We start from the raw sequence: 20,027 nt of genomic DNA, 5'->3' as shown, positions 1-20,027 counted from the left end.
GGCGTGCTTACGGCTCGGCGCCGTTGAAGCTGGTGAACGGCGCGGCGTAGGCCAGCGCGTCCAGGCATGTGCCGTCGAGCGCCTTGGCGTCGGCTTTTTCGATGAACTGGGTGAACAGTTTCGGCATGCAGCCGGCACCGATGACGTTGTGGCCCTGGCCCTTGAGCACCAGCAGCCGGCCATTCGGCAACGTCTTAACCACCTCCCTGCCGTAACGTGGTGGCGTGACCGGGTCGAATTCACCTTCCAGCACCAAGGCGGGCACCTGGCTTGCCAGCGCAACGTGGAAATCGGCCGGAACCGTTCCCTTCGGCCACACCTTGCACATCGCAGCCATGCCTTGCGGCATCAGATTGCCGAGCACGGTGCCTTGGTCGTCGTCGCGCGCCACCATGCTGTCGGCGTCCTCGCTGCAGACCACCGACAGCTGCATGCCCATCGCCATCGATTCCTTCATCTCGCCGGTCATCATCTTCGCCAGCGCCATCAGGCCCGCGTAGCGGCCGCCGTTGGCTTCATGGATGAGCTTCGGCAGCAACGCGCTGGCCAGCGGCATGTAGGCGTACATGCGCACCAGACCGGCGACGGTTTCGGCGTGCAGCACATCCTGCTTCCACTCGCCGCTGCTGGCGTCGCGATAGTCCACGGTGGGTGGCGCGGCGCGCAGGGTGGTCAGCAGTTTGTCCAGCTCTGCGCGCGGGTCGCCCAGCTTGTCCTTGCACGCGGGATTCCTGCTGCATACCGCGAACTGCAACGCCAGTGCATCATCCAGGTTGCGCGCGAAGATGTTGCCCAGCCCCAGCGTATTGGGCACGACCGAATCCAGCACGAGGCTGCGGGTGGCGCCCGGGTGGCGCATGGCATATTGCTGGGCAACGCGGGTGCCGTAGCTCACCCCGACCAGGTTGACCTGCTGCGCGCCGATGGCCTGGCGCACGCTGTCCAGGTCGGCCACCGCGTCGGTGGTGGTGTAGTGGCGCAGGTCGGCATGCCGCGACAAGGCGGCCGCGCAGGCCGCCGCCTGGGCCTGCATGCGCTCGGGCGAATCGGCGTTGGCGTCATCGGCGGCGGCGGCGCAGGAAAGCAAGTTGGATTTGCCGGTGCCACGCTGGTCGATGAGGAACACGTCGCGGTGCTTGCGCACTTCCTTGAACACCGGATTCAGGCCGGGGAACGTATCGACCGCGGACTGCCCGGGGCCGCCGGCAAGGAAGAACAGCGGATCGGTGGCGACGTTGCCGCTGTCGGTGGCCTGCAACCAGGCGATGTTGAGCGCCAGTGTTCGGCCGCCCGCCCGGCTGCGGTCCTCGGGAACCTGGAACGTGGCGCACAGCGCGTCCAGGCTGTCCTTGCTGAACGGCGAACTCAGGCTGCATGGCGTGAACGCCAGTTTGCCCCGCCGGGTGGGTTTGACCGGCGCCACCGGCGCCAAGGCGTGCTTGCCTGCCTGCGCATTGCGGGTCTCGTCCCCGGCCTGGCGGTGCTGGATCCTGTAGCCCAGCAGCAGGACGAACGCTGCGGCGACGATGGAAATTCGGGTCTTGCGGGAGTTCATCGGGGCAGCCCCTTCGGTTGTTTGTGGCCGGAAAAGATGGGTCGGGTTACGCGGGATCAGGCAGGAACACGTCTTCGATGCGGCAGGCGAACAGGCGTGCGATGCGGAACGCCAGTGGCAGCGACGGATCGTACTTGCCGGTCTCCAGCGCGTTGACGGTCTGCCGCGACACTTCCAGCCGCAGCGCAAGCTCGGCCTGCGACCAGCTCTCGCGTTCGCGCAGTTCGCGCAGGCGGTTGTTCACTGGTAGCGACGCGCCAACACGAACTTGCAGACGCCATACAGCAGCATCAGCAGCGGGAACACCCAGATCATCGCGGCGGCGGCATCGAAGCTGAGGACCTTGGCCTTCTCCAGCAGGCCGCCGGAAAAATAAAGCAGCGACAGGCCGAGGCTGGCGATGCCGATCGACTCCATTTCGATGCGTCGCTGCAGCTCGTCGATCTCACGCAGGTAGCGCAGCGCGGCGCGCATGAAAAACGCGATCGCCAATGCCGGCGTGACGGCGACGATCGCGCGCAGCGGCACCGATTCGATGCCGCGCTTGATCCACCAGATCGACAGGAACAGACTCAGCGAGTAGCCGATCATGATCGGCCACAGCGCACGCACATAGCGCTTGCCGGCGGGCTGCGCGTACATCTCGTCGCAGTGCTGGCGCCACCAGCGCGGCAGCAGCAGGAACAGCAGTGCGCCCAGCAGGTAGCCGGCGCCGATGCCGGCCCACATGCCCACGACGCCGGGCGGCCACGCCAACAGGAAGTGACCTGCGCCTGCCAGGGCAAAGGCGACCAGCGCGATGGCGATGAAGATCCACATGAACCGCCGCAGGGTCATCGTTGGCTGTCCTTGCGCGATTGGACGATGGCGCCGATACCAAGCCCGAGGAAGGCCAGCCCCACCCCGAGGAATGCGGTCTGGCCGCTGGCGCCAATGGCGACAAAGGCGATGCCGGAACCCAGCCAGCCGATGCCGGCACCTTTCAGGTTTCGTTCGCAATGCATCGTGCAGATCCTTCGTGTCAAGCGTGCTTGACACAACGATACGGGTGCCCGCAATTGCTTGTCAAGCGACCTTTACATGCGGGCGCGTACCGATGCACGTGCCCTGCCGCAGATGCCCAGGTGTCAGGTTCACTTGTTGCTGACGTATTTCTCGCGGCGAATCATGGGCACGGGCAGGCCGAATGTCTTCAGCGCCTCGAAGCTGGCATCGACCATGTCCGGGTTGCCGCACAGGTAGGCAATATCGCCGGCCGGATCCGGCGACAGTTCGGCCAATGCGCTCTGCACATAGCCGTGGCGGACGTCGGGATGGGCATGCGGGCTGTCTGCGCCGGGCAATTCACGCGACAGGCACGGGATGTAGCGGAACCCCGGATGGGTCTCCGCAAAGGCGCGGAATTCATCGCCATACAACAGCTCCGCAGGCGTGCGCGCGCCCTGCAGCAACACGACCTGGATGCCACGCTCGGTCATCTGCCGCGACAGCTGTGCCAGCATCGCCCGGTACGGGGTGATGCCGGTGCCGGTGCCGATCAGCAGATAGCGCCGATTGGCATCGTTGGGGTACAGGCAAAAGCGCCCGAACGGGCCGCTGGCATTGATCGTCGCACCAAGTTCCAGGGCTTCGAACAACGCCGTGGCTGCACCACCAGGCACGTAGCTGACCGCGAATTCCACCCGCCCATCGGCTGCGGCGTCGGTGTCGCGGCCGATGGCGATGGAGTAGCTGCGCCGCGCGGCGGTGCCGTCGGCGTACTCAAAGTGGATCTGCACGAACTGGCCGGGGATGCACGGCAGCGGCGCGCCGTCGTCGCGCACGAACGACAGGTGCGCCACGCTGGGCGCGATCATCCGGCGTGCAACAAGCTTCAGGGGGAAGTGGGGAATGGCCAAGTCGGACGCTCGCGCTGCAGCAGCAGCCATGACAGGTGTGCATGGTACAAGACCGGCCCAGGTCGCTGCGGCGTGGATGGCCAGGCTTCGCGTGCAGAAGCCATTGCTCGCAACGCAGAGTTCTGCGGTTGATCGCAAGGCGTGGTTCGGTATCGTTAGAATCGTTGGCTTGCCGTTACCGGAAGCGCTTTGAGCATGCCTGTCCAGATCGACCCCCACTCTCCCGCTTTGCGCGTGCGCGACTTGCGCAAGACGTACGACAACGGCGTGGAGGCGTTGAAGGGCATCTCGCTGGACGTCGCGCCGGGGGATTTCTATGCCTTGCTTGGCCCGAATGGCGCCGGCAAAAGCACGTTGATCGGCATCATCAGTTCGCTGGTCAACAAGACCAGTGGCATGGCGAGGGTGTTCGGGGTCGATATCGATGCCGACCGCAGCGCGGCGATGCGCCTGATCGGGCTGGTGCCGCAGGAATTCAACTTCAACATGTTCGAACGCCCGCTGGACATCTGCGTGAACTACGCCGGGTTCTACGGCGTTCCGCGCGCGCAGGCGCTGGCGCGGGCCGAGCAGGTGCTGAAGGACGCGCAGCTGTGGGACAAGGCCGACAAGATGAGCCGCACGCTGTCCGGCGGCATGAAGCGGCGGCTGATGATCGCCCGCGCGATGATGACCACCCCGCGGCTGTTGATCCTCGACGAGCCCACCGCCGGGGTGGACATCGAGATCCGCCGCGGCATGTGGAAGACGCTGAAGGACATCAACGCCGCCGGCACCACCATCATCCTGACCACGCATTACCTGGAGGAAGCGGAGAACCTGTGCCGCAACCTGGCCATCATCAACCACGGCGTCATCGTCGAAGAAGGGCCGATGAAGTCGCTGCTGGCCAAGCTCGACGTGGAAGGCTTCCTGTTCGATGTCGAAGATGCATTGCCCGGCGCATTGCCCGGCATCGATGGCGCCGTGCTGGTGGCGATCGATGCGCACACGCTGGACGTGGACATGCCGCGCGCGATGGATCTCAACCGGGTGTTCGCCGCGTTCGACGCCGCCGGGATCCGGGTGCGCTCGATGCGCACCAAGAGCAACCGGCTGGAAGAATTGTTCGTGCGCATGACCACCCAGGGGGCCGGCGCATGAGCGGCAATCCGAACCTGGTGGCATTGGCCACCGTCGCCAGGCGCGAGGTGACGCGCATCCTGCGGATCTGGACGCAGACGCTGATCCCGCCGGCGATCACCATGACCCTGTACTTCCTGATCTTCGGTGGCCTGATCGGCTCCAAGGTCGGGCGCATGGACGGGATCGGCTACATGGAATTCATCGTCCCCGGACTGGTGATGATGAGCGTGATCCAGAACAGCTACGGCAACATCAGCAGCTCGTTCTTCGGCGCCAAGTTCGGGCGGCACGTGGAGGAACTGCTGGTCAGCCCGATGCCGAACTGGGTGATCCTGGGCGGCTACGTGGCCGGCGCGGTGCTGCGCGGGCTGATGGTGGGCGCGATCGTGCTGTGCATCGCGCTGCTGTTTACCCGCGTGCACGTGCCGCATCCGCTGGTGACGTTGAGCTCGGTGCTGCTGGGCGCGATCATTTTTTCGCTGGCCGGTTTCATCAACGCGATGTATGCGAAGAAGTTCGACGACATCGCGCTGGTTCCCACCTTCATCCTCACCCCGCTCACGTATCTGGGCGGCGTGTTCTACTCGATCACCCTGCTGCCCGGCTGGGCGCAGGCGGCCACCCATGCCAACCCGATCTTCTACATGGTCAACGCGTTCCGCTACGGCCTGCTGGGAATCTCGGACGTGCCGCTGTGGGTGGCCTACGCGCTGATGCTGGCCTTCGCGACGGCGCTGGCCGCGCTGGCGCTGTGGTTGCTCAAGCGCGGGGTGGGATTGCGCAGCTGATGTGTGACGGCCGCCACATTCGGTAAACTCCGCTGCGTTTTCGCACTGACGTCTATGGAGTGAGCTGCCATGCAAATGAGCAAGACCCTGTTGTCGCTGGCCATGACGGCCGCATTGTTGACCGGCTGCAAGCAGAAGCAGGAAGACACATCCGTCGCGCCGCCTGCCGGTAATCCGGCGGTGGCCGCGGATGCCGCAAGCCCCGCACCTGCCACTGACGTGCCTGCTGCTGCGACTGCGGCGGCGCCGGTTGCTTCCAGCTTCGACATCAACGCGATCCCGGTCAGCGACAAGCCGCTGCCGGCATGGCCCTACGTCGCGCTGCCGGCCGGCTACGAGTTCGACTACGCCGACGACCTGGCCTCGCGCAGCAAGGACCTGGCCCGCGTGCCGGTCTGGACCGGCGGCCAGCTGCTGTGGGTGGAAGGCAAGGTCTTCAGCGACGAGATCGACAACAGCGACGGCAAGACCTATTCCAGGTTCGAGGTGCGCAAGAACGTGCAGCAGGCCATCGAGGCGCTGGGCGGCGTGCGCCTGACCGAGCGCAGCTTCGACGAGGCCACCTACAAGGCGAACGAGAAGGCGATGGACGATTTCCGCCAGGAGTTCAGCCGCATGCAGAACGCCTACTGGTACGACGCCGACGCCGACACCTACGTCATCCGCCGCGCCGACAAGGCGATCTGGATCGTGTTCCAGAGCGGCAACGACCAGGGCGCGCTGATGGTCGCCGAAGGCCCGCTGCCGGCGGCGCCGAAACACTGAGCGGTTGGTTTCGATGATTGCGCGAACGCCCGGCAATGCCGGGCGTTTTCATTGGCGCTTACGCCGATGGCAAACCGAAGAAGGCAACGCTGTTCGCGGCAGCCTGGTCGGCGGTGAGGGCCGCATCGTCGCCGCGGTCGCGCGCCAGTTCTTCCACGATGTGCGGCAGGAAGGCTGGTTCGTTGCGGCGATCCTTCGGCATCGGCTTGAGCGTGCGCGGCAGCAGGTAGGGCGCGTCGGTTTCCACCATCAGCCGGTGGGCCGGGATGCTCTTGACCAGTTCGCGCAGGTGCGCGCCGCGGCGCTCGTCGCAGAGCCAGCCGGTGATGCCGATGTGCCAGTCGTAGTCGAGGTAGTCGAACAGTTCCTCGCGGGTGCCGGTGAAGCAGTGCACCACCGCCGGCCCGATCCGGCCGTCGAAGTTCTTCATCATCGCCATGAAGTCGGCGTGGGCGTCGCGCTGGTGCAGGAACAGCGGCTTGCCGATGCCGTCGACGGCCAGGTCCACCGCGATCTGCAGCTGCTTTTCGAACGCGCTGCGCTGCGCCGGCCGCGGCGAGAAATCACGGAAATAGTCCAGCCCGCATTCGCCCACCGCCACCACTTCCGGATGCGCGTGCAGCGCGCGCAGTTCGGCATCGCACTCGGCGGTGTATTCGGTCGCGTGGTGCGGATGCACGCCGGCGGTGGCGAACCATTCGCCGGGGCGCGTGCGCGCCAGTTCCAGTGCCTTCGGCGAATGCTCGCGCGAGGCGCCGGTGAGGATGGCGCGGGTGACGCCGGCATCGCGGGCGCGCTGCCAGACCGCGTCGCGGTCGCGGTCGAAGCTGTCGTGGGTGAGGTTGAGGCCGATGTCGATGAGCTGCATGGCGTGATTTTAACGGCTTGATGAAGCCGGGTTCCGCAAGTTGCGATGCCGCGTGTCGAAGGCGGGGTGTGCTTCGAGCGCGCCATGGATGGCGCGCGGCCGCGCATCGGAGCCGGATGCGGAGCCTAAGCGGCGAAGCACACCCCGCCTTCGACACGCGGCCCATCCGAAGCAAAAGGCGACGCTCCCGTATCCTTTACGAGTGAACACCGCTGCATTCCCCATTTCCGATCTGTTGCCGTGCATCCGCGCCTCACTCGCGTCGCATCCGCGGCTGGTGCTGGAAGCGCCGCCCGGCGCGGGCAAGACCACGCAGGTGCCGCTGGCGCTGCTGGACGCGCCATGGCTTGCGGGCCGCAAGATCGTGATGCTGGAACCGCGCCGGGTGGCTGCGCGCGCGGCCGCCGGCTTCATGGCGAAGCAGCTGGGCGAAGCGGTCGGCGAGACGGTCGGTTACCGCATCCGTTTCGAGAACAAGGTCGGGCCGGCGACCCGCATCGAGGTCGTCACCGAAGGCATCCTCACCCGCATGCTGCAGGAGGACCCGCTGCTGGAGGGTGTGGGCGCGGTCCTGTTCGACGAGTTCCACGAGCGCCATCTGGCCGGCGACCTCGGGCTGGCGCTGGCGCTTGACGTGCAGGCCGGGCTGCGAGAGGACCTGCGGATCGTGGTGATGTCGGCGACGCTGGACGGCGAGCGGCTGGCGGCGTTCCTCGATGCGCCGCGGCTGTCGAGTGCGGGCCGCAGCTTCCCGGTGGAGATCGCGCATTTCCCCGTGCGCCGCGATGAGGCGCTGGAGCAGCAGGTGCGACGCGCGATCGAACATGCGCTGGCCGCGCATCCGGGCGATGTGCTTGTGTTCCTGCCGGGGCGGCGGGAGATCGCGAAGTTGGAGCAGATGCTCGCGGCTGCGTTGCCGGCGACTGGGGCATTGCTTTCCCCTCAGTCGGGGCATCCTGCCCCGATTCGGGCGCGCGCCATCCCTGGCGCGCTTGACGCAATGCCCCAGTCGCCGACAACGCAGCTTCCGGTTTTCGAGGTGCTGCCTTTGCACGGCGATCTCCCCGTCGAACTGCAATCACGCGTGCTGCAACCCGCCCCCGATGGCCGTCGACGCGTGGTGCTGGCCACCAATGTCGCGGAATCGTCGGTCACCCTGCCCGGCGTGCGGGTGGTGATCGACAGCGGGTTGGCGCGCGAGCCGCGTTTCGACCCCAACAGCGGCTTCTCGCGGCTGGACAGCGTGACGATCTCGCAGGCCAGCGCCGACCAGCGCGCCGGCCGCGCCGGCCGCGTGGCGGACGGCTTCGCCTATCGACTGTGGCCGCAGTCGCAGCGGCTGGAGCCGCAGCGCAAGCCGGAGATCGCGCAGGTGGAGCTGGCCGCGCTGGCGCTGGAGCTGGCGGCTTGGGGCAGCAGTGAACTGCGCTTCGTCGATCCGCCGCCGCCCGGCGCGCTGGCAGCCGGCAGGGATCTGCTGCAGCGGCTTGATGCGTTGGATGACGGCAAGCTCACAGCGTGCGGCCGGCGCATGCTCGCGCTCGGCACGCATCCGCGCCTTGCTTCCATGCTGTTGGCGAGCGGCGACTCGACGCGCGTCGCGCTGGCCTGCGACGTCGCTGCGCTGGTCGAAGCGCGCGATCCGCTGCGGTCGCGCAGCGACGCACTGGCGCAGCGCTGGCAGGCGCTGGCCGCATTCCGCAATGGGCGCGTGCCCGCCGATGCCAACCGTTCCGCGCTGGCCGCCGTCGACGCTGCAGCGAAACAGTGGCGTCGCCGCCTGCGCTGCGCCGCCTCGCCGCCTGTTTCCGTGCCGACGCATGCGCTGGGCGACCTGCTGGCGCATGCCTTCCCCGACCGCATCGCAAGGCAGCATCCGCAGGACCCGCGCCGCTACCAGCTGGCCAACGGGCGGATGGCGCGGCTGTTCGACGATTCCGCGCTGTACGGCGAGCCGTGGCTGGTCGCCAGCGAGCTGCGCTTCGAGGCCAAGGACGCGCTGCTGCTGCGCGCCGCGCCGGTGGACGAGGCGCTGCTTCGCGCCGAGTTCGCGACGCATTTTTCCGACGCTGACGAGGTGCGCTGGGATGCGGAGAAGCGCGCGCTGCGCAGCGAACGCATCGAGCGTTTCGACGGCATCGTGCTCGCGGTGAAATCCGCCGGGCGGGTTGATCCGGCGCAGGCCGCGCCTGCGCTGACGGCGGCCGTGCGCGAGCTGGGCCTGACGGCGTTGCCGTGGAGCGATGGCCTGTCGCAATGGCGCATCCGGGTGGCGTGCCTGCGCAGCTGGATGCCGGCGCTGGGCCTGCGGGATCTTTCCGACGCCGCGCTGCTGGCCTCGCTGGAGCGCTGGCTGCAGCCCGCGTTCGCCGGCAAGACCCGGTTGGATGCGCTGGACAGCGCCGAGCTGGCCGAAGCGCTGAAGTCCGGCATCGACTGGAACCTGCGCCAGCGCATCGACCAGCTGGCGCCGACCCGCATCGCGGTGCCGTCGGGGTTGGAGCGCACCATCGAATACCGGCTCGACGACCACGGCGAACCGGCGCCGCCGGTGCTGGCGGTGAAGCTGCAGGAACTGTTCGGGCTGGCGCAGACGCCGCGCATCGCCGACGGCCGGGTGCCGCTGCTGCTGCACCTGCTCTCGCCCGGCGGCAAGCCGCTGCAGGTGACCGCCGACCTGCACAACTTCTGGACCAATACCTATGCCGAGGTCAGGAAGGAAATGAAGGGCCGCTACCCGCGCCACCCGTGGCCGGACGACCCGTGGAACGCGGTGGCTACGCACCGGGCGAAGCCGCGCGGGAGCTGAGTGCATCGCCGGGCAGGGATGCAATCGGAAACGATTGATCCAACGCTCACGCGAGCGGGCCATACTGGGCATAACACGAGTTCATTCGAGGAGCACAGCATGGACAAATTCGACAAGACGCGAGACCGGGCACTGGATCTGCTGGGCGAGATTGGCGACGGTCTGCGCAAGAACGTGCCGGGCAAAGCCGTGCAATGGGTGGAAACGGGCGCGGCACTGGGCGCGCTGCGTGCTGGTTCGAAGGTGGCGGGCCGTTTCGTGCGCCGCAATCCCGTGCTGGTGGGTGTGGCGGTGGCCGGTGCGGGGCTGCTGTGGCTGGTCGCGCGCAGTCGCGCCAGGCAACAGGCGGCGATTGAAGGCCAGTCGGCGCGCATTCGCACGTTTCACCAGCGCGAATCAGAACAGGACGAATACGGCGCCTGATCGCGGCGTCAGTCGCAGTGCTCGCCGCATGACACTTCCGGCAGCTCCACCCGGAAGCAGGCGCCGCCGCCTTCGCGATCCTCATACCAGAGGCGGCCACCTGCGCTGGTCACGATCTGCTGGCTGAGCGACAACCCCAGTCCGCTGGACACGCCACAGTGGGCATCGTTCGCTTGCAGCCGCTGAAACGGCTGGAACAGCTGCGGCTGGAATCCGGGGGGAACGCCGGGGCCGCGATCTTGCACCACCAGCTGCCAAAAACCGGTCGCCCCCGGGCACGCCAGCAGTTCCAGCTCGCCGCCGCCGCGCGCGTACTTCAGCGCATTGCCGACCAGGTTCTCACCGATCTGGCGCAAGACGTTGGAATTGATCCCCACGCAGGCATGGCCGCCGGGGAGGCCGACGCGAAGCTTCAGGCCGCTGCTTTCCAGTTGCAGTTCATAGCGCGCGGCCAGCCAGCGCAGCGTGTCGTCGATATGGGTGCAGGCACGCGTTGTGGCGGCATCCGGCCGCGCAGATGCGGCTTGCGTTCCCAGATAATCGCAGATGTAACTCAGGGCATCGCGGGCGCTGTCGCCGATGATCTGCAGATAGCGTGGCACACGTTCCGGCCTGCAGTCCGGCAATGCCAGCATCTCGCAGGCGAACAACACGCTGGTCAGCGGGTTTTTCAGATCATGCGCGACCAGGGTGACCAGTTCCTGGCGCTCGCGCGCCACCTGCGCCAGGCGGTCGCGGGTCAGTTTCAGGCGCAGATGCACATTCACCCGCGCCAACAGTTCATCCGCTTCGCAAGGCTTGCCGATGCAATCCATTGCCCCTGCATCGAAGGCACGCAGCAACCGATCCTGATCCAGGTTCGGACTCAGCACGATGACCGGGATCTGTTGCAGCAGCGGCTGCCCGTGCAATGTGTTCAGGAACTCCCGGCTGATCAACCCCGGAACGGGCAAATCCAGCAGGATCAGGTCGGGCGCGCTGGCTGCCGCCATGGCCAATGCCTGCTCGGTGGTGGCGGCGGTCATCAAGACGTGCCCACGTCCATCCAGCAGCGCGCAGACCGAGTCCTCACCGACGGGCTGACCGGTGACCGCGAGGATGCGGCCAATCGCGGCGATCTGTTGCGGCATCCTGCAGACGCTCCCCGCCCTGGCGTGTGGCGGCTACGTTAGCAAACCCCTGCGCCCGCGAATAGCGTTGCGGCGGGCTTCAGGCCGCCGCGATTTCCCGCCATTGCGCGGGCTGCAAGTCGTTCAATGCGTATCCACCCACTGTGGCCCGCACCAGCCGCAGGGTGGGCAGGCCCACGGTTGCCGTCATCCGCCTGACCTGACGATTACGGCCTTCGCGCAGGGTCAGCTCCAGCCAGGCATCCGGCACGGTCTTGCGGAAGCGCACCGGTGGATCGCGCGGCCAAAGTGGTGGTGGATCCATCAGGCGTGCCTGCGCCGGCAAGGTCGGGCCATCGTTGAGCAGCACGCCATCGGCCAGCGCCTGCAGCTGCGCCGCATCCGGCCTGCCTTCCACCTGCACCCAATAGGTCTTCGCCTGCTTGTGCCCGGGATCGGTGAGGCGGTGCGCAAGCCGCCCGTCATCGGTCAGCAGCAACAGGCCTTCGGAATCGAAGTCCAGGCGGCCTGCCGGATACACATCCCCCGGCAGGCCGAATTCCGCCAGCGTGCGTCGCGGCGGTGTGCTGCGGTCGGTGAATTGGCACAGCACGCCATAGGGTTTGTTGAGGGCGATCAGCACGCGGCGCGCATCACGCGGGTTTGCGAAAGCGCAGCGTCATCCGGTCGCTTTCGCCGATCGCTTGGTACGTGGCGTCGTCTGCTGCGTCGTGTTGATTGACCGGCGGCAGCGTCCACACGCCGTTTGGATGATGGGCGTCGTCCTTCGGATTTGCGTTGAGTTCGCTGCTGGCTTCCAGCACGAAGCCGGCAGCCGTGGCGTATCCGGTCACCAGCGCTTCGGTCAGGTAGCCCGAGGTTTTCATGGTGTCCAGATCGGTGCCGGGCCTGGCGCGATGATCCACCACGCCAAGCACGCCGCCAGGCTTGAGCGCGGTGAAGAACGCACGGAAATAGGCATCGGCATTGCCTGCCGCAACCCAGTTGTGCGCGTTGCGGAAGGTCAACACCACGTCTGCCGTGCCTGCGGCAAGCATGGGCGATTTTGCATCCAACGCCACCAGCGTGGCCTTGGCGCTGGCCGGGTTGGCGGCCAGCGTGTCGCGAAACGCCGCGTTGCGGCGCGCGCCGGCACTGCCGGCGGCGGCAGCCGGCACGGCAGCGATGTACTGGCCACTGGCATTCAGATAAGGCGCCAGGAGTTCGCTGTACCAGCCGCCGCCGGGAGTGATTTCGATGACGGTCTGGTTGGGCTGCACGCCAAAGAATTGCAGCGTCTGCAAGGGATGCCGGTAGCCGTCGCGCGCGCGGTTGGCTGCACTGCGACCGGGCGCATGTATCGCAGCCTGCAAGGCAGCGGTGGATGCCGCTTGCACGGCGTTGTCATCGGAGTGGGATGGCGCCGTGGATGCGCATGCGCAGGCAGACAGGATCAACGCCAGGAAAAGGGGAGCTCGCTGCATCTCGGGTTCCATCAACGTGGGGATCGCAGGGTAGCGCACCGCAGCGGCGCGTGGCGCGCCGAGAAGTAAAATTTCCTTGAAAATCAAGTAAATACACGCAACATTAACAATGGAGGTGCGACATTGCAGGGGTCGGGCAGCAGCAGGCACGGTTCCACTGCCAGCCGTGTTCGACGCATCACATCATTGAAATGGCGCCCCGAATTTCCGAAGCGCCGTTGATGATCCGGTAGAAGGAATCACCATGAACACCAAGACCAATCTCGAGACCATCCGCACCGAAAAGATCGATACCCTCAACGACCTGATCCAGATCACCCGCGACAGCGCCACGTTCTATACCGATGCGGCCAAGGCCGTGCCGAACCCGGCGCTGAAGTCGCTGTTCGGCGAAATGGCGAGCTCCAAGCAGGGGCTGGTGGGTGCCATGAGCCAGGAGGTGCGTGCGGAAGGCGCCAAGCCTGCAGACAGCGGTACCGCGCGTGGCGCCTGGGACAAGCTGTATGGCGAAGTGCGCAGCCAGTTCGGCGACAAGAACTACAACTATGTCAGCCAGCTCGAGGCCAGCGAGGATCGGCTGATGAAGGCATTCAGCGAAGTGGTTGCGGATGACGACGTGCCATCGGCGGTCAAGCAGAGCGTGAATCAGTACCTGCCGGCCATCCGCAGCCAGCACGACACCATGCGCGACCGCAAATGGAACATGCAGGCTGCCCACTGACGGCCCACGCGTTTGCCTGTGCTGTTGGCCGGCGTCAGTGCCGGTGACCGGGCAGGCGTGATGGGTGTTTGAAAACGAACGGCCCGCAATGCGGGCCGTTCGTTTGTCCAGCGGCAACCACCGACGCGGGCGGTGTGCCTCGACGCTCAACCCAGTTGGGCGAGCGCCGCGTTGAAGGTCGCGCTGGGGCGCATTGCGCTGGCGAGTTTGCCCATGTCCGGCAGGTAATAGCCGCCGATGTCCACCGGCTTGCCCTGCACGGCGGCGAGCTCGGCGACGATCGTGGCTTCATCGTCGGCCAGCGCCTTGGCCAGTTGCGCAAACAGGGCAGCCAGCTCGCGATCCGCCGTTTGTTCGGCCAGCGCCTGCGCCCAATACATCGCCAGGTAGAAATGGCTGCCGCGATTGTCAATGGTGCCCAGCTTGCGGCCCGGCGAGCGGTCGTTGTCGAGGAACTTCGCGTTCGCCGCGTCCAGCGCATCCGCCAGCACCTGCGCGCGCGCGTTGCCGGTGGTGTTGGCCAGGTGCTCGAACGAGGCGGCCAGCGCCAGGAACTCGCCCAGCGAATCCCAGCGCAGGTAGTCCTCCTCCACGAACTGTTGCACGTGCTTGGGCGCACTGCCGCCGGCGCCGGTCTCGAACAGGCCGCCGCCGTTCATCAGCGGCACGATCGACAGCATCTTCGCGCTGGTGCCCAGCTCCATGATCGGGAACAGGTCGGTCAGGTAGTCGCGCAAGACATTGCCGGTAGCGCTGATGGTGTCCAGGCCTTCGCGGATACGCTTGAGCGAGAACTTCATCGCTTCCACCGGCGACAGGATGCGGATGTCGAGGCCGGAAATGTCGTGGTCGTTGAGGTAGGCGGCGACCTTGGCGATCAGGCCGCGGTCGTGGTCGCGCTGCGGATCCAGCCAGAACACCACCGGGGTATTCGACAGGCGCGCGCGGCTGACCGCCAGCTTGACCCAGTCGCGGATCGGCGCGTCCTTGGTCTGGCACATGCGCCAGATGTCGCCGGCCTTGACTGGGTGCTGCAGCAGCACCGTGCCGTGCTCGTCGATCACCCGCACCACGCCGTCGCCGCTGATCTTGAAGGTCTTGTCGTGGCTGCCGTATTCCTCGGCCGCCTGCGCCATCAGGCCGACGTTGGGCACGCTGCCCATGGTTGCCGGGTCGAACGCGCCGTGTTCCCTGCAGTCGTCGATCACCACCTGGTAGATGCCGGCGTAGCAGCGGTCCGGGATCACCGCCTTGGTGTCCTGCAGCTCGCCGCTGGCGTTCCACATGCGGCCGCTGTCGCGGATCATCGCCGGCATCGAGGCATCCACGATCACGTCGGACGGCACGTGCAGATTGGTGATGCCCTTGTCGGAATTGACCATCGCCAGGCCCGGGCGCTGCGCGTACAGCGCCTTGATCTCGGCCTCGATCGCGTTGCGCTCGGCCTCCGCCAGCTGGCCCAGCTTGGCGTACAGGTCGCCGATGCCGTTGTTGGGGTCAAAACCGATTTCGGCCAGCGTGCGCGGATGCTTTTCCAGCACCGGTGCGTAGAAGCGCGACACCGCGATGCCGAACATGATCGGGTCGCTGACCTTCATCATGGTGGCTTTCAGGTGCAGCGAGAACAGCACGTCCTGCGCCTTGGCATCATTGATCTGCGCGTCGATGAACTCGGCCAGCGCGGCGGCGCTGAGCACCGAGGCGTCGATCATCTCGCCGGCCAGCAGCGTCACCGGCCCGCGCAGCGGGAAGCTGCTGCCGGTCACGCTGGTGTATTCGATCCGCACCGGGCCGGCGTTGACCATCGTGTAGCTCTGCTCGCTGCCATAGAAATCGCCGGCGTCCATGTGCGCCACGTGCGACTTCGAAGCGGCGTCCCACTTGCCCATCCGGTGCGGATGCTTCCTCGCATAGGCCTTCACCGCCTTCGGCGCGCGCCGGTCGGAATTGCCTTCGCGCAGCACCGGGTTCACCGCGCTGCCCTTGACCCGGTCGTAGCGTGCGCGGATCTCTTTCTCGCGTTCGCCCTGCGGCGCGTCCGGGTAATCCGGCAATGCATGGCCGCCGGCCTGCAGTTCGGCGATGGCCGCCTTCAGCTGCGGGATCGAGGCGCTGATGTTCGGCAGCTTGATGATGTTGGCGTCCGGCGTCTTGGCCAGCTCGCCCAGCTCGCGCAGGTCGTCCGCCACCGCGCGCTCGCCCGGCAGCTCCGGGAACTGCGCCAGGATCCGCGCCGCCAGCGAGATGTCGCGCGTCTCCACCGCCACCCCGGCGGTTTTCGCATAGGCCTGCACGATCGGCAGAAACGAGGCGGTGGCGAGGAACGGCGCTTCGTCGGTCAGGGTGTAGAGGATCTTGGACATGGCGGCTCGGGTTCGCGGAGGAAGTCGCCATTGTCGCGCGCGCAGCCGGTCTGGGCAAAACGGCGATGCGTTACTCGGAGCATAGCGGGCGCAGCGTCCCTGATGCATGTTGCAAGAGTCAACGAACGTCGAATTCGCGGGTCTGCACTACGGTGCCGTCTTGCGACACTTCGACCTTGTACCTGCCGGGTGGCCAACCATCCGGTTTGCTGATCTGGAAGCCGGTCACGCCGGTGCTGGTGAAGATGACGTCGCGGCTTTCCTGCTTCACGGTCTGGTTGCTGTCGACGTGCGTCCATTTCACGCCGAGCTTGCCGGGCACCGACGCGGCGGGGTCGCGGGTGGCGGTGCTGATCGCGGCGTAGATCGTGTCGTTCGGCGCGAAGGTCACCATTGGCGCGGCCACGTGCCTATCCGGGCCCAGCGCATTGCCCAGATCAACCGCGCTGACCGACGCGGCGGCGACCATTGGCGCAGGTGTTGCGGGCAAGGAGTTGCTGGTGACTGCTTGCATCGGCGCGACCTCGCCTTTCCTTGTGCAACCGACGAGGGCGACGTTGCCAAGCGCGATGGCCAGCAGGGTCACGTGCATGCGATTGAACTTCATCAGGGCCTCCTTCACCGTTGTCCGGTGCGGCGCGCTATTGACGCGGGCTGCGCAGCGCAGTGGGCGGCGTGTGGCCCGGCGTGGCCCGCCAGGGATTGATGTCCAGCCCGCCGCGCCGGGTGTAGCGCGCATGCACGGACAGCCGCTGCGGCGCGCAGCGCGCGAGGATGTCGATGAAGATGCGTTCCACGCATTGTTCGTGGAATTCCGCGTGGTCGCGGAAGCTGACCAGATAGCGCAGCAGGCCGGCGCGGTCGATGCGCGGGCCACGATAGGCGATTGTCACATCCGCCCAATCGGGTTGGCCGGTGACCGGGCAATTGGACTTCAGCAGTGCGCTGCACAGTGTTTCTTCCACCACTTCTGCCGCAGTCGCGTGCAGCAGCGTGGCGTCGGGTGGGCCGAAGTTGTCGATGGCGGTGTCGAGCTCATCGATGCAGGTGCCGCCGGTGCCAGCCGGGGCAACGGCTGGCAGGCCGAACGCCAGCGTGACCGGAGCGCTCGCGGCTCGGGTCAAGTCCGCCTCGACCAGCGCGCGCACCGCATCGGCATCGTCGAAGCGGCTGGCATTGAAGGAATTGAGATAGAGCTTCAGCGATTTGGATTCGATCAGGTTCGGCGACGCCGCAGGCACATGCAGGGTGGCGGTGGCGACGTGCGGCTTGCCGCGCGCATCCAGCCACGACAGCTCGAATGCCTGCCAGCGGTCGTGGCCGATGAACGGCAGGGCGTCCGTGGCAATCCCGAGCTGCGCTCGCGCCAGTGCGCGCGGAATCGGGTACAGCAGGGCGGCGTCGTACTGCGTCGGGTAGGCGGTATCGCGCCCCAGCAGGGAGCCGGCGGTGGTGTTTGCGTTCATTCGCTGCGGTGCTCCAGGGCCAGGTAATCGGTGGACTGCATTTCAACCAGTCGCGACGACGTGCGTTCGAACGCGCCCGCCAGGCGCTCGCCCGCGTACAGCGCCATGGGTGCGGCGGCGGCCGTGCACACCAGATTGACGTGGCGGTCGTAGAGCTCGTCGATCAGGTTCACGAACCGGCGCGCGGCGTCGTCGCGGCTGCCATCGAAGCGCGGGATGCCACCGAGCAGCACGGTGTGGAATTCGCGGGCGATCTCGATGTAATCGGTATTTCCACGCGGACCTTCGCACAGCGCCGGGAAGTCGAACCAGCACAGGCCCTTGCTGCGCGCACGCACGCAGATGCGGCGGCCATCGATGCTGATGCCCGCGTCGCGGTGGGCATCGTCGCCGCCCAGTTCGCACCAGCGGCGTTGCAGCCAGTCGTCGGATTCGGCATCCAGCGGCGTGCGATAGACCGGGGACTTGGTCAGTGCGCGAAGGCGGTAGTCATGGTCGCTGACCAACTCGACGACGGCACACCGGGTCTGCAGCAAATCGATGGCCGGCAGGAATCGCGCGCGCTGCAGGCCGTCCTTGTACAGCTCGCCAGGTGCGGTATTGGAGGTGGTGACCAGCGTCACGCCCTCGGCGAACAGGCGCTCCAGCAGGCGCCCCAGCAACATGGCGTCGCCAATGTCGCTGACGAAGAATTCATCCAGCACCAGCACCCGCAGGGTGCGCCGCCATTCGCGTGCGATGGTCGCCAGCGGATCGCGCTGGCCGGCATGCGCGCGCAGGCGTTCGTGGATCTCGCGCATGAAGCGGTGGAAATGGGTGCGGCGTTTTTCGCGAATCGGCAAGCCGTTGAAGAACAGGTCGATCAGGAAGGTCTTGCCGCGCCCGACGCCGCCCCACAGGTACAAACCCCGCACGCCGGCCGGCGCCGGCGTGCCGAACAAGCGCTGCAGCAAGCCGCGAGCGGGCGCGGGTTGCAGCAGTTCGCGGTGGATGCGATCCAGCGCGCGCAGGGCATCCAGTTGCGCGGGATCGTCACGCCAGCTGCCCTGCGCCACGCCATCGGCATAGCGCTGCGAAGGAAGCAGCACTTCGCTCATTCGGCAGGTGGCGTGGGGAGCCAGGCGCGCACGCCGTTCTTGAGCGCGCCGCGCAGGTCCATCAATTTGCGATGGAAGAAGTGGCTGGTGTCCGGCATTTCCACCAACCGTGGCGGTTGCGGAAGCCCTTCAAGCCAGAGGCGCACGGAGGAGGCATCCACGATTTCATCGGCCTCGCCCTGGATCACCAGCCACGGCATCGTGGGCGGGGTGATCTCGTCGAAATCCCAGCTGCGTCCGACGGGCGGCGCGATGCTGATGAGGGCGGCTGCATCCAGCGTCATCGCGCCGCGCAGCGACACCCAGGCGCCAAAGCTGAAGCCGGCCAGCCAGAGCGCCATGCCCGGGTGTCGGGTGCGAGCCCATGTGGCCACCGCGCGGAGGTCCTGCAGTTCCCCGCGGCCGTGGTCGAACTCGCCGGCAGACTGGCCGACGCCGCGGAAATTGAAGCGCAGGGTGGCGATGCCGCACTCGCGAAGCGCGCGCGCGGTCATCGTCACCACCTTGTTGTGCATGGTGCCGCCTTCGGTGGGCAGCGGATGGCAGACGATGGCCAGGATCCCCTGCGCCGGCGCTTCTGCGGGATCAAGCGCGGCCTCGATCTGGCCTGCGGGGCCCGGGATGAACAGGGCCGCATCGGCGTTGGCGGGCTTGGCGATCGTTTCGTTCATGCACACATGATGCCGCAGTTGGCGTGAAACCAGTTTTGGCGCTGTCCGAAAACGCGAACGCCGCCCAGAGGCGGCGTTTCGTTGACCATCGTGCGCAGCCTTACTTCCTGCTTTGCGCCACCATGTATTCCACCACGGCCTTCATCTGGTCGTCGGTCAGAGCCGGGTTGCCGCCCTTCGGCGGCATCGTCCCGGCCGTCCCGGTAAAGCCGGAAATGGCCTTCTTGATCAACTCTTCCACGCCCTGTTGCGCGGCGCGCGCGCCAATGCCGGCACCATCCAGCTTCGGCGCACCGGCCACGCCTGCGGTGTGGCAGCCGGTGCAGGGACCGTTGTTGAAGATCTCGGCGCCGTCGGTGCGCCCGTCGAATGGCACGTTGGCGGTTGCCGCCGCTGCCGTCGCCGCGACAGCCGCCGCCTGCGCGGCGGCGCCGGTTGCGCCCGCATACACGGCGCCAACCGGCGCGATGCGATCCTGCAGGCTCTGTTGGGCAGTCGGATCAGCCGGGTACTCGACCTTGCCGTTCAGGTGCCGGGCAAACAGGATCAAGCCCAGGGCGACCAGCGCCAGAAAAGCGATGACCATCGAGAAGCGCTTGAGAAAAGCCAGGTCGTGAGTCCGCACAGTGCACCTGCATGAGTCGTGGCCGGGTGCAGCCACCAAGCACCGGATTATTCCAGAACCGGCGCGGCGACGCGAGGTTTGCCCAATCAGCGGGATCCACGACGCAGGTTGCGGGGGCATGCCGATGTCGATGGTCTGCGCAGTGGCGCCCATTCAGAAATGCCGCACGGGTCCGGTCAACCTGTTGAAACCGTCACACTGTTGACAAGGCCCGTGTCAAGCGGCGATAACAGCATTAATAAGCCGTTCAGTCGGAAGGT

At 66.7% G+C, this 20,027-nt stretch carries 21 protein-coding genes; 6 read left to right on the top strand and 15 right to left on the bottom strand.

What is annotated here, in order from left to right; translation table 11 throughout:
• Positions 1-7: 7 nt before the first annotated feature.
• The 5 genes from LIW09_RS12600 to LIW09_RS12580 all read right to left on the bottom strand — a co-directional run bounded on the left by LIW09_RS12600 (position 8) and on the right by LIW09_RS12580 (position 3,483).
• Complete coding sequence (locus LIW09_RS12600) at positions 8-1,555, bottom strand: alpha/beta hydrolase (protein WP_256645945.1); 1,548 nt, start codon at positions 1,553-1,555, stop codon at positions 8-10.
• Positions 1,556-1,601: 46 nt separating this feature from the next.
• A complete protein-coding gene (locus LIW09_RS12595; RefSeq protein WP_256645944.1) occupies positions 1,602-1,799 on the bottom strand; it encodes a helix-turn-helix transcriptional regulator in 198 nt (65 codons plus the stop codon).
• A complete protein-coding gene (locus LIW09_RS12590) occupies positions 1,796-2,392 on the bottom strand; it encodes a hypothetical protein (protein WP_256645943.1) in 597 nt (198 codons plus the stop codon). The genes LIW09_RS12595 and LIW09_RS12590 overlap by 4 nt, the downstream gene beginning before the upstream one ends.
• Positions 2,389-2,559 carry a hypothetical protein gene (locus LIW09_RS12585; protein ID WP_256645942.1) on the bottom strand — a complete coding sequence of 57 codons (171 nt, stop codon included), beginning with the start codon at positions 2,557-2,559 and terminating at the stop codon, positions 2,389-2,391. Before LIW09_RS12585 ends, LIW09_RS12590 begins: the two co-directional genes overlap by 4 nt.
• A 129-nt stretch (positions 2,560-2,688) precedes the next feature.
• A complete protein-coding gene (locus tag LIW09_RS12580) occupies positions 2,689-3,483 on the bottom strand; it encodes a ferredoxin--NADP reductase (protein ID WP_256645941.1) in 795 nt (264 codons plus the stop codon).
• 165 nt (positions 3,484-3,648) lie between these two features.
• On the opposite strand from LIW09_RS12580, the gene LIW09_RS12575 reads away from it, so the two are divergent.
• The 3 genes from LIW09_RS12575 (at position 3,649) to LIW09_RS12565 (ending at position 6,131) form a co-directional block, all read left to right on the top strand.
• Positions 3,649-4,596 (top strand): ABC transporter ATP-binding protein, encoded by a 948-nt coding sequence (locus LIW09_RS12575; protein ID WP_256645940.1) that lies wholly within the window; start codon positions 3,649-3,651, stop codon positions 4,594-4,596.
• Complete coding sequence (locus tag LIW09_RS12570; protein ID WP_256645939.1) at positions 4,593-5,366, top strand: ABC transporter permease; 774 nt, start codon at positions 4,593-4,595, stop codon at positions 5,364-5,366. Before LIW09_RS12575 ends, LIW09_RS12570 begins: the two co-directional genes overlap by 4 nt.
• A gap of 75 nt (positions 5,367-5,441) precedes the next feature.
• The gene (locus tag LIW09_RS12565) at positions 5,442-6,131 is read left to right on the top strand and encodes a hypothetical protein (RefSeq protein WP_256645938.1); all 690 of its coding nucleotides are present in this window, start codon (positions 5,442-5,444) and stop codon (positions 6,129-6,131) included.
• A gap of 58 nt (positions 6,132-6,189) precedes the next feature.
• Here LIW09_RS12565 and LIW09_RS12560 read toward each other — a convergent pair whose 3' ends face one another.
• Positions 6,190-6,999: a TatD family hydrolase gene (locus LIW09_RS12560; protein ID WP_256645937.1), complete on the bottom strand. Its 810-nt coding sequence runs from the start codon at positions 6,997-6,999 to the stop codon at positions 6,190-6,192.
• Between the two features lie 202 nt (positions 7,000-7,201).
• Between LIW09_RS12560 and hrpB the strand changes: the two genes are divergently transcribed.
• Positions 7,202-9,808 (top strand): ATP-dependent helicase HrpB, encoded by a 2,607-nt coding sequence (gene hrpB, locus LIW09_RS12555; protein ID WP_256645936.1) that lies wholly within the window; start codon positions 7,202-7,204, stop codon positions 9,806-9,808.
• Between the two features lie 99 nt (positions 9,809-9,907).
• The gene (locus LIW09_RS12550) at positions 9,908-10,231 is read left to right on the top strand and encodes a hypothetical protein (protein WP_256645935.1); all 324 of its coding nucleotides are present in this window, start codon (positions 9,908-9,910) and stop codon (positions 10,229-10,231) included.
• An 8-nt stretch (positions 10,232-10,239) separates the two neighbouring features.
• Here the strand turns inward: LIW09_RS12550 and LIW09_RS12545 are convergent, their stop codons facing one another.
• The 3 genes from LIW09_RS12545 to LIW09_RS12535 form a co-directional block, all read right to left on the bottom strand.
• Positions 10,240-11,361, bottom strand: coding sequence for a hybrid sensor histidine kinase/response regulator (locus LIW09_RS12545; protein WP_256645934.1), 1,122 nt, complete (start codon positions 11,359-11,361; stop codon positions 10,240-10,242).
• A 79-nt stretch (positions 11,362-11,440) separates the two neighbouring features.
• Complete coding sequence (locus tag LIW09_RS12540) at positions 11,441-11,983, bottom strand: pseudouridine synthase (protein WP_256645933.1); 543 nt, start codon at positions 11,981-11,983, stop codon at positions 11,441-11,443.
• A 10-nt stretch (positions 11,984-11,993) separates the two neighbouring features.
• A complete protein-coding gene (locus LIW09_RS12535; RefSeq protein ID WP_425507894.1) occupies positions 11,994-12,836 on the bottom strand; it encodes a class I SAM-dependent methyltransferase in 843 nt (280 codons plus the stop codon).
• Positions 12,837-13,068: 232 nt separating this feature from the next.
• Between LIW09_RS12535 and LIW09_RS12530 the strand changes: the two genes are divergently transcribed.
• Positions 13,069-13,545, top strand: a complete 477-nt coding sequence (locus LIW09_RS12530; protein WP_256645931.1) for a PA2169 family four-helix-bundle protein — start codon at positions 13,069-13,071, stop codon at positions 13,543-13,545.
• A gap of 146 nt (positions 13,546-13,691) precedes the next feature.
• Here LIW09_RS12530 and LIW09_RS12525 read toward each other — a convergent pair whose 3' ends face one another.
• The 6 genes from LIW09_RS12525 to LIW09_RS12500 all read right to left on the bottom strand — a co-directional run bounded on the left by LIW09_RS12525 (position 13,692) and on the right by LIW09_RS12500 (position 19,767).
• Complete coding sequence (locus LIW09_RS12525) at positions 13,692-15,908, bottom strand: NADP-dependent isocitrate dehydrogenase (protein ID WP_256645930.1); 2,217 nt, start codon at positions 15,906-15,908, stop codon at positions 13,692-13,694.
• Between the two features lie 118 nt (positions 15,909-16,026).
• Positions 16,027-16,515 carry a hypothetical protein gene (locus LIW09_RS12520; RefSeq protein ID WP_256645929.1) on the bottom strand — a complete coding sequence of 163 codons (489 nt, stop codon included), beginning with the start codon at positions 16,513-16,515 and terminating at the stop codon, positions 16,027-16,029.
• Positions 16,516-16,549: 34 nt separating this feature from the next.
• Positions 16,550-17,374, bottom strand: a complete 825-nt coding sequence (gene queF, locus LIW09_RS12515) for an NADPH-dependent 7-cyano-7-deazaguanine reductase QueF (RefSeq protein ID WP_256645928.1) — start codon at positions 17,372-17,374, stop codon at positions 16,550-16,552.
• Positions 17,371-18,471, bottom strand: coding sequence for a cell division protein ZapE (gene zapE, locus LIW09_RS12510; protein WP_256645927.1), 1,101 nt, complete (start codon positions 18,469-18,471; stop codon positions 17,371-17,373). The genes queF and zapE overlap by 4 nt, the downstream gene beginning before the upstream one ends.
• Complete coding sequence (locus LIW09_RS12505; RefSeq protein WP_256645926.1) at positions 18,468-19,142, bottom strand: alpha/beta hydrolase; 675 nt, start codon at positions 19,140-19,142, stop codon at positions 18,468-18,470. The genes zapE and LIW09_RS12505 overlap by 4 nt, the downstream gene beginning before the upstream one ends.
• Positions 19,143-19,242: 100 nt before the next feature.
• A complete protein-coding gene (locus LIW09_RS12500; RefSeq protein WP_256645925.1) occupies positions 19,243-19,767 on the bottom strand; it encodes a c-type cytochrome in 525 nt (174 codons plus the stop codon).
• Between the last annotated feature and the right edge of the window lie 260 nt (positions 19,768-20,027).

It is taken from the genome of Thermomonas paludicola, from assembly GCF_024498955.1.
GTDB classification, from domain to species: domain Bacteria; phylum Pseudomonadota; class Gammaproteobacteria; order Xanthomonadales; family Xanthomonadaceae; genus Thermomonas; species Thermomonas paludicola.
The sequence above is the reverse complement of the archived record's forward strand: the minus strand, read 5'-3'. Positions and strand labels throughout refer to the sequence as shown.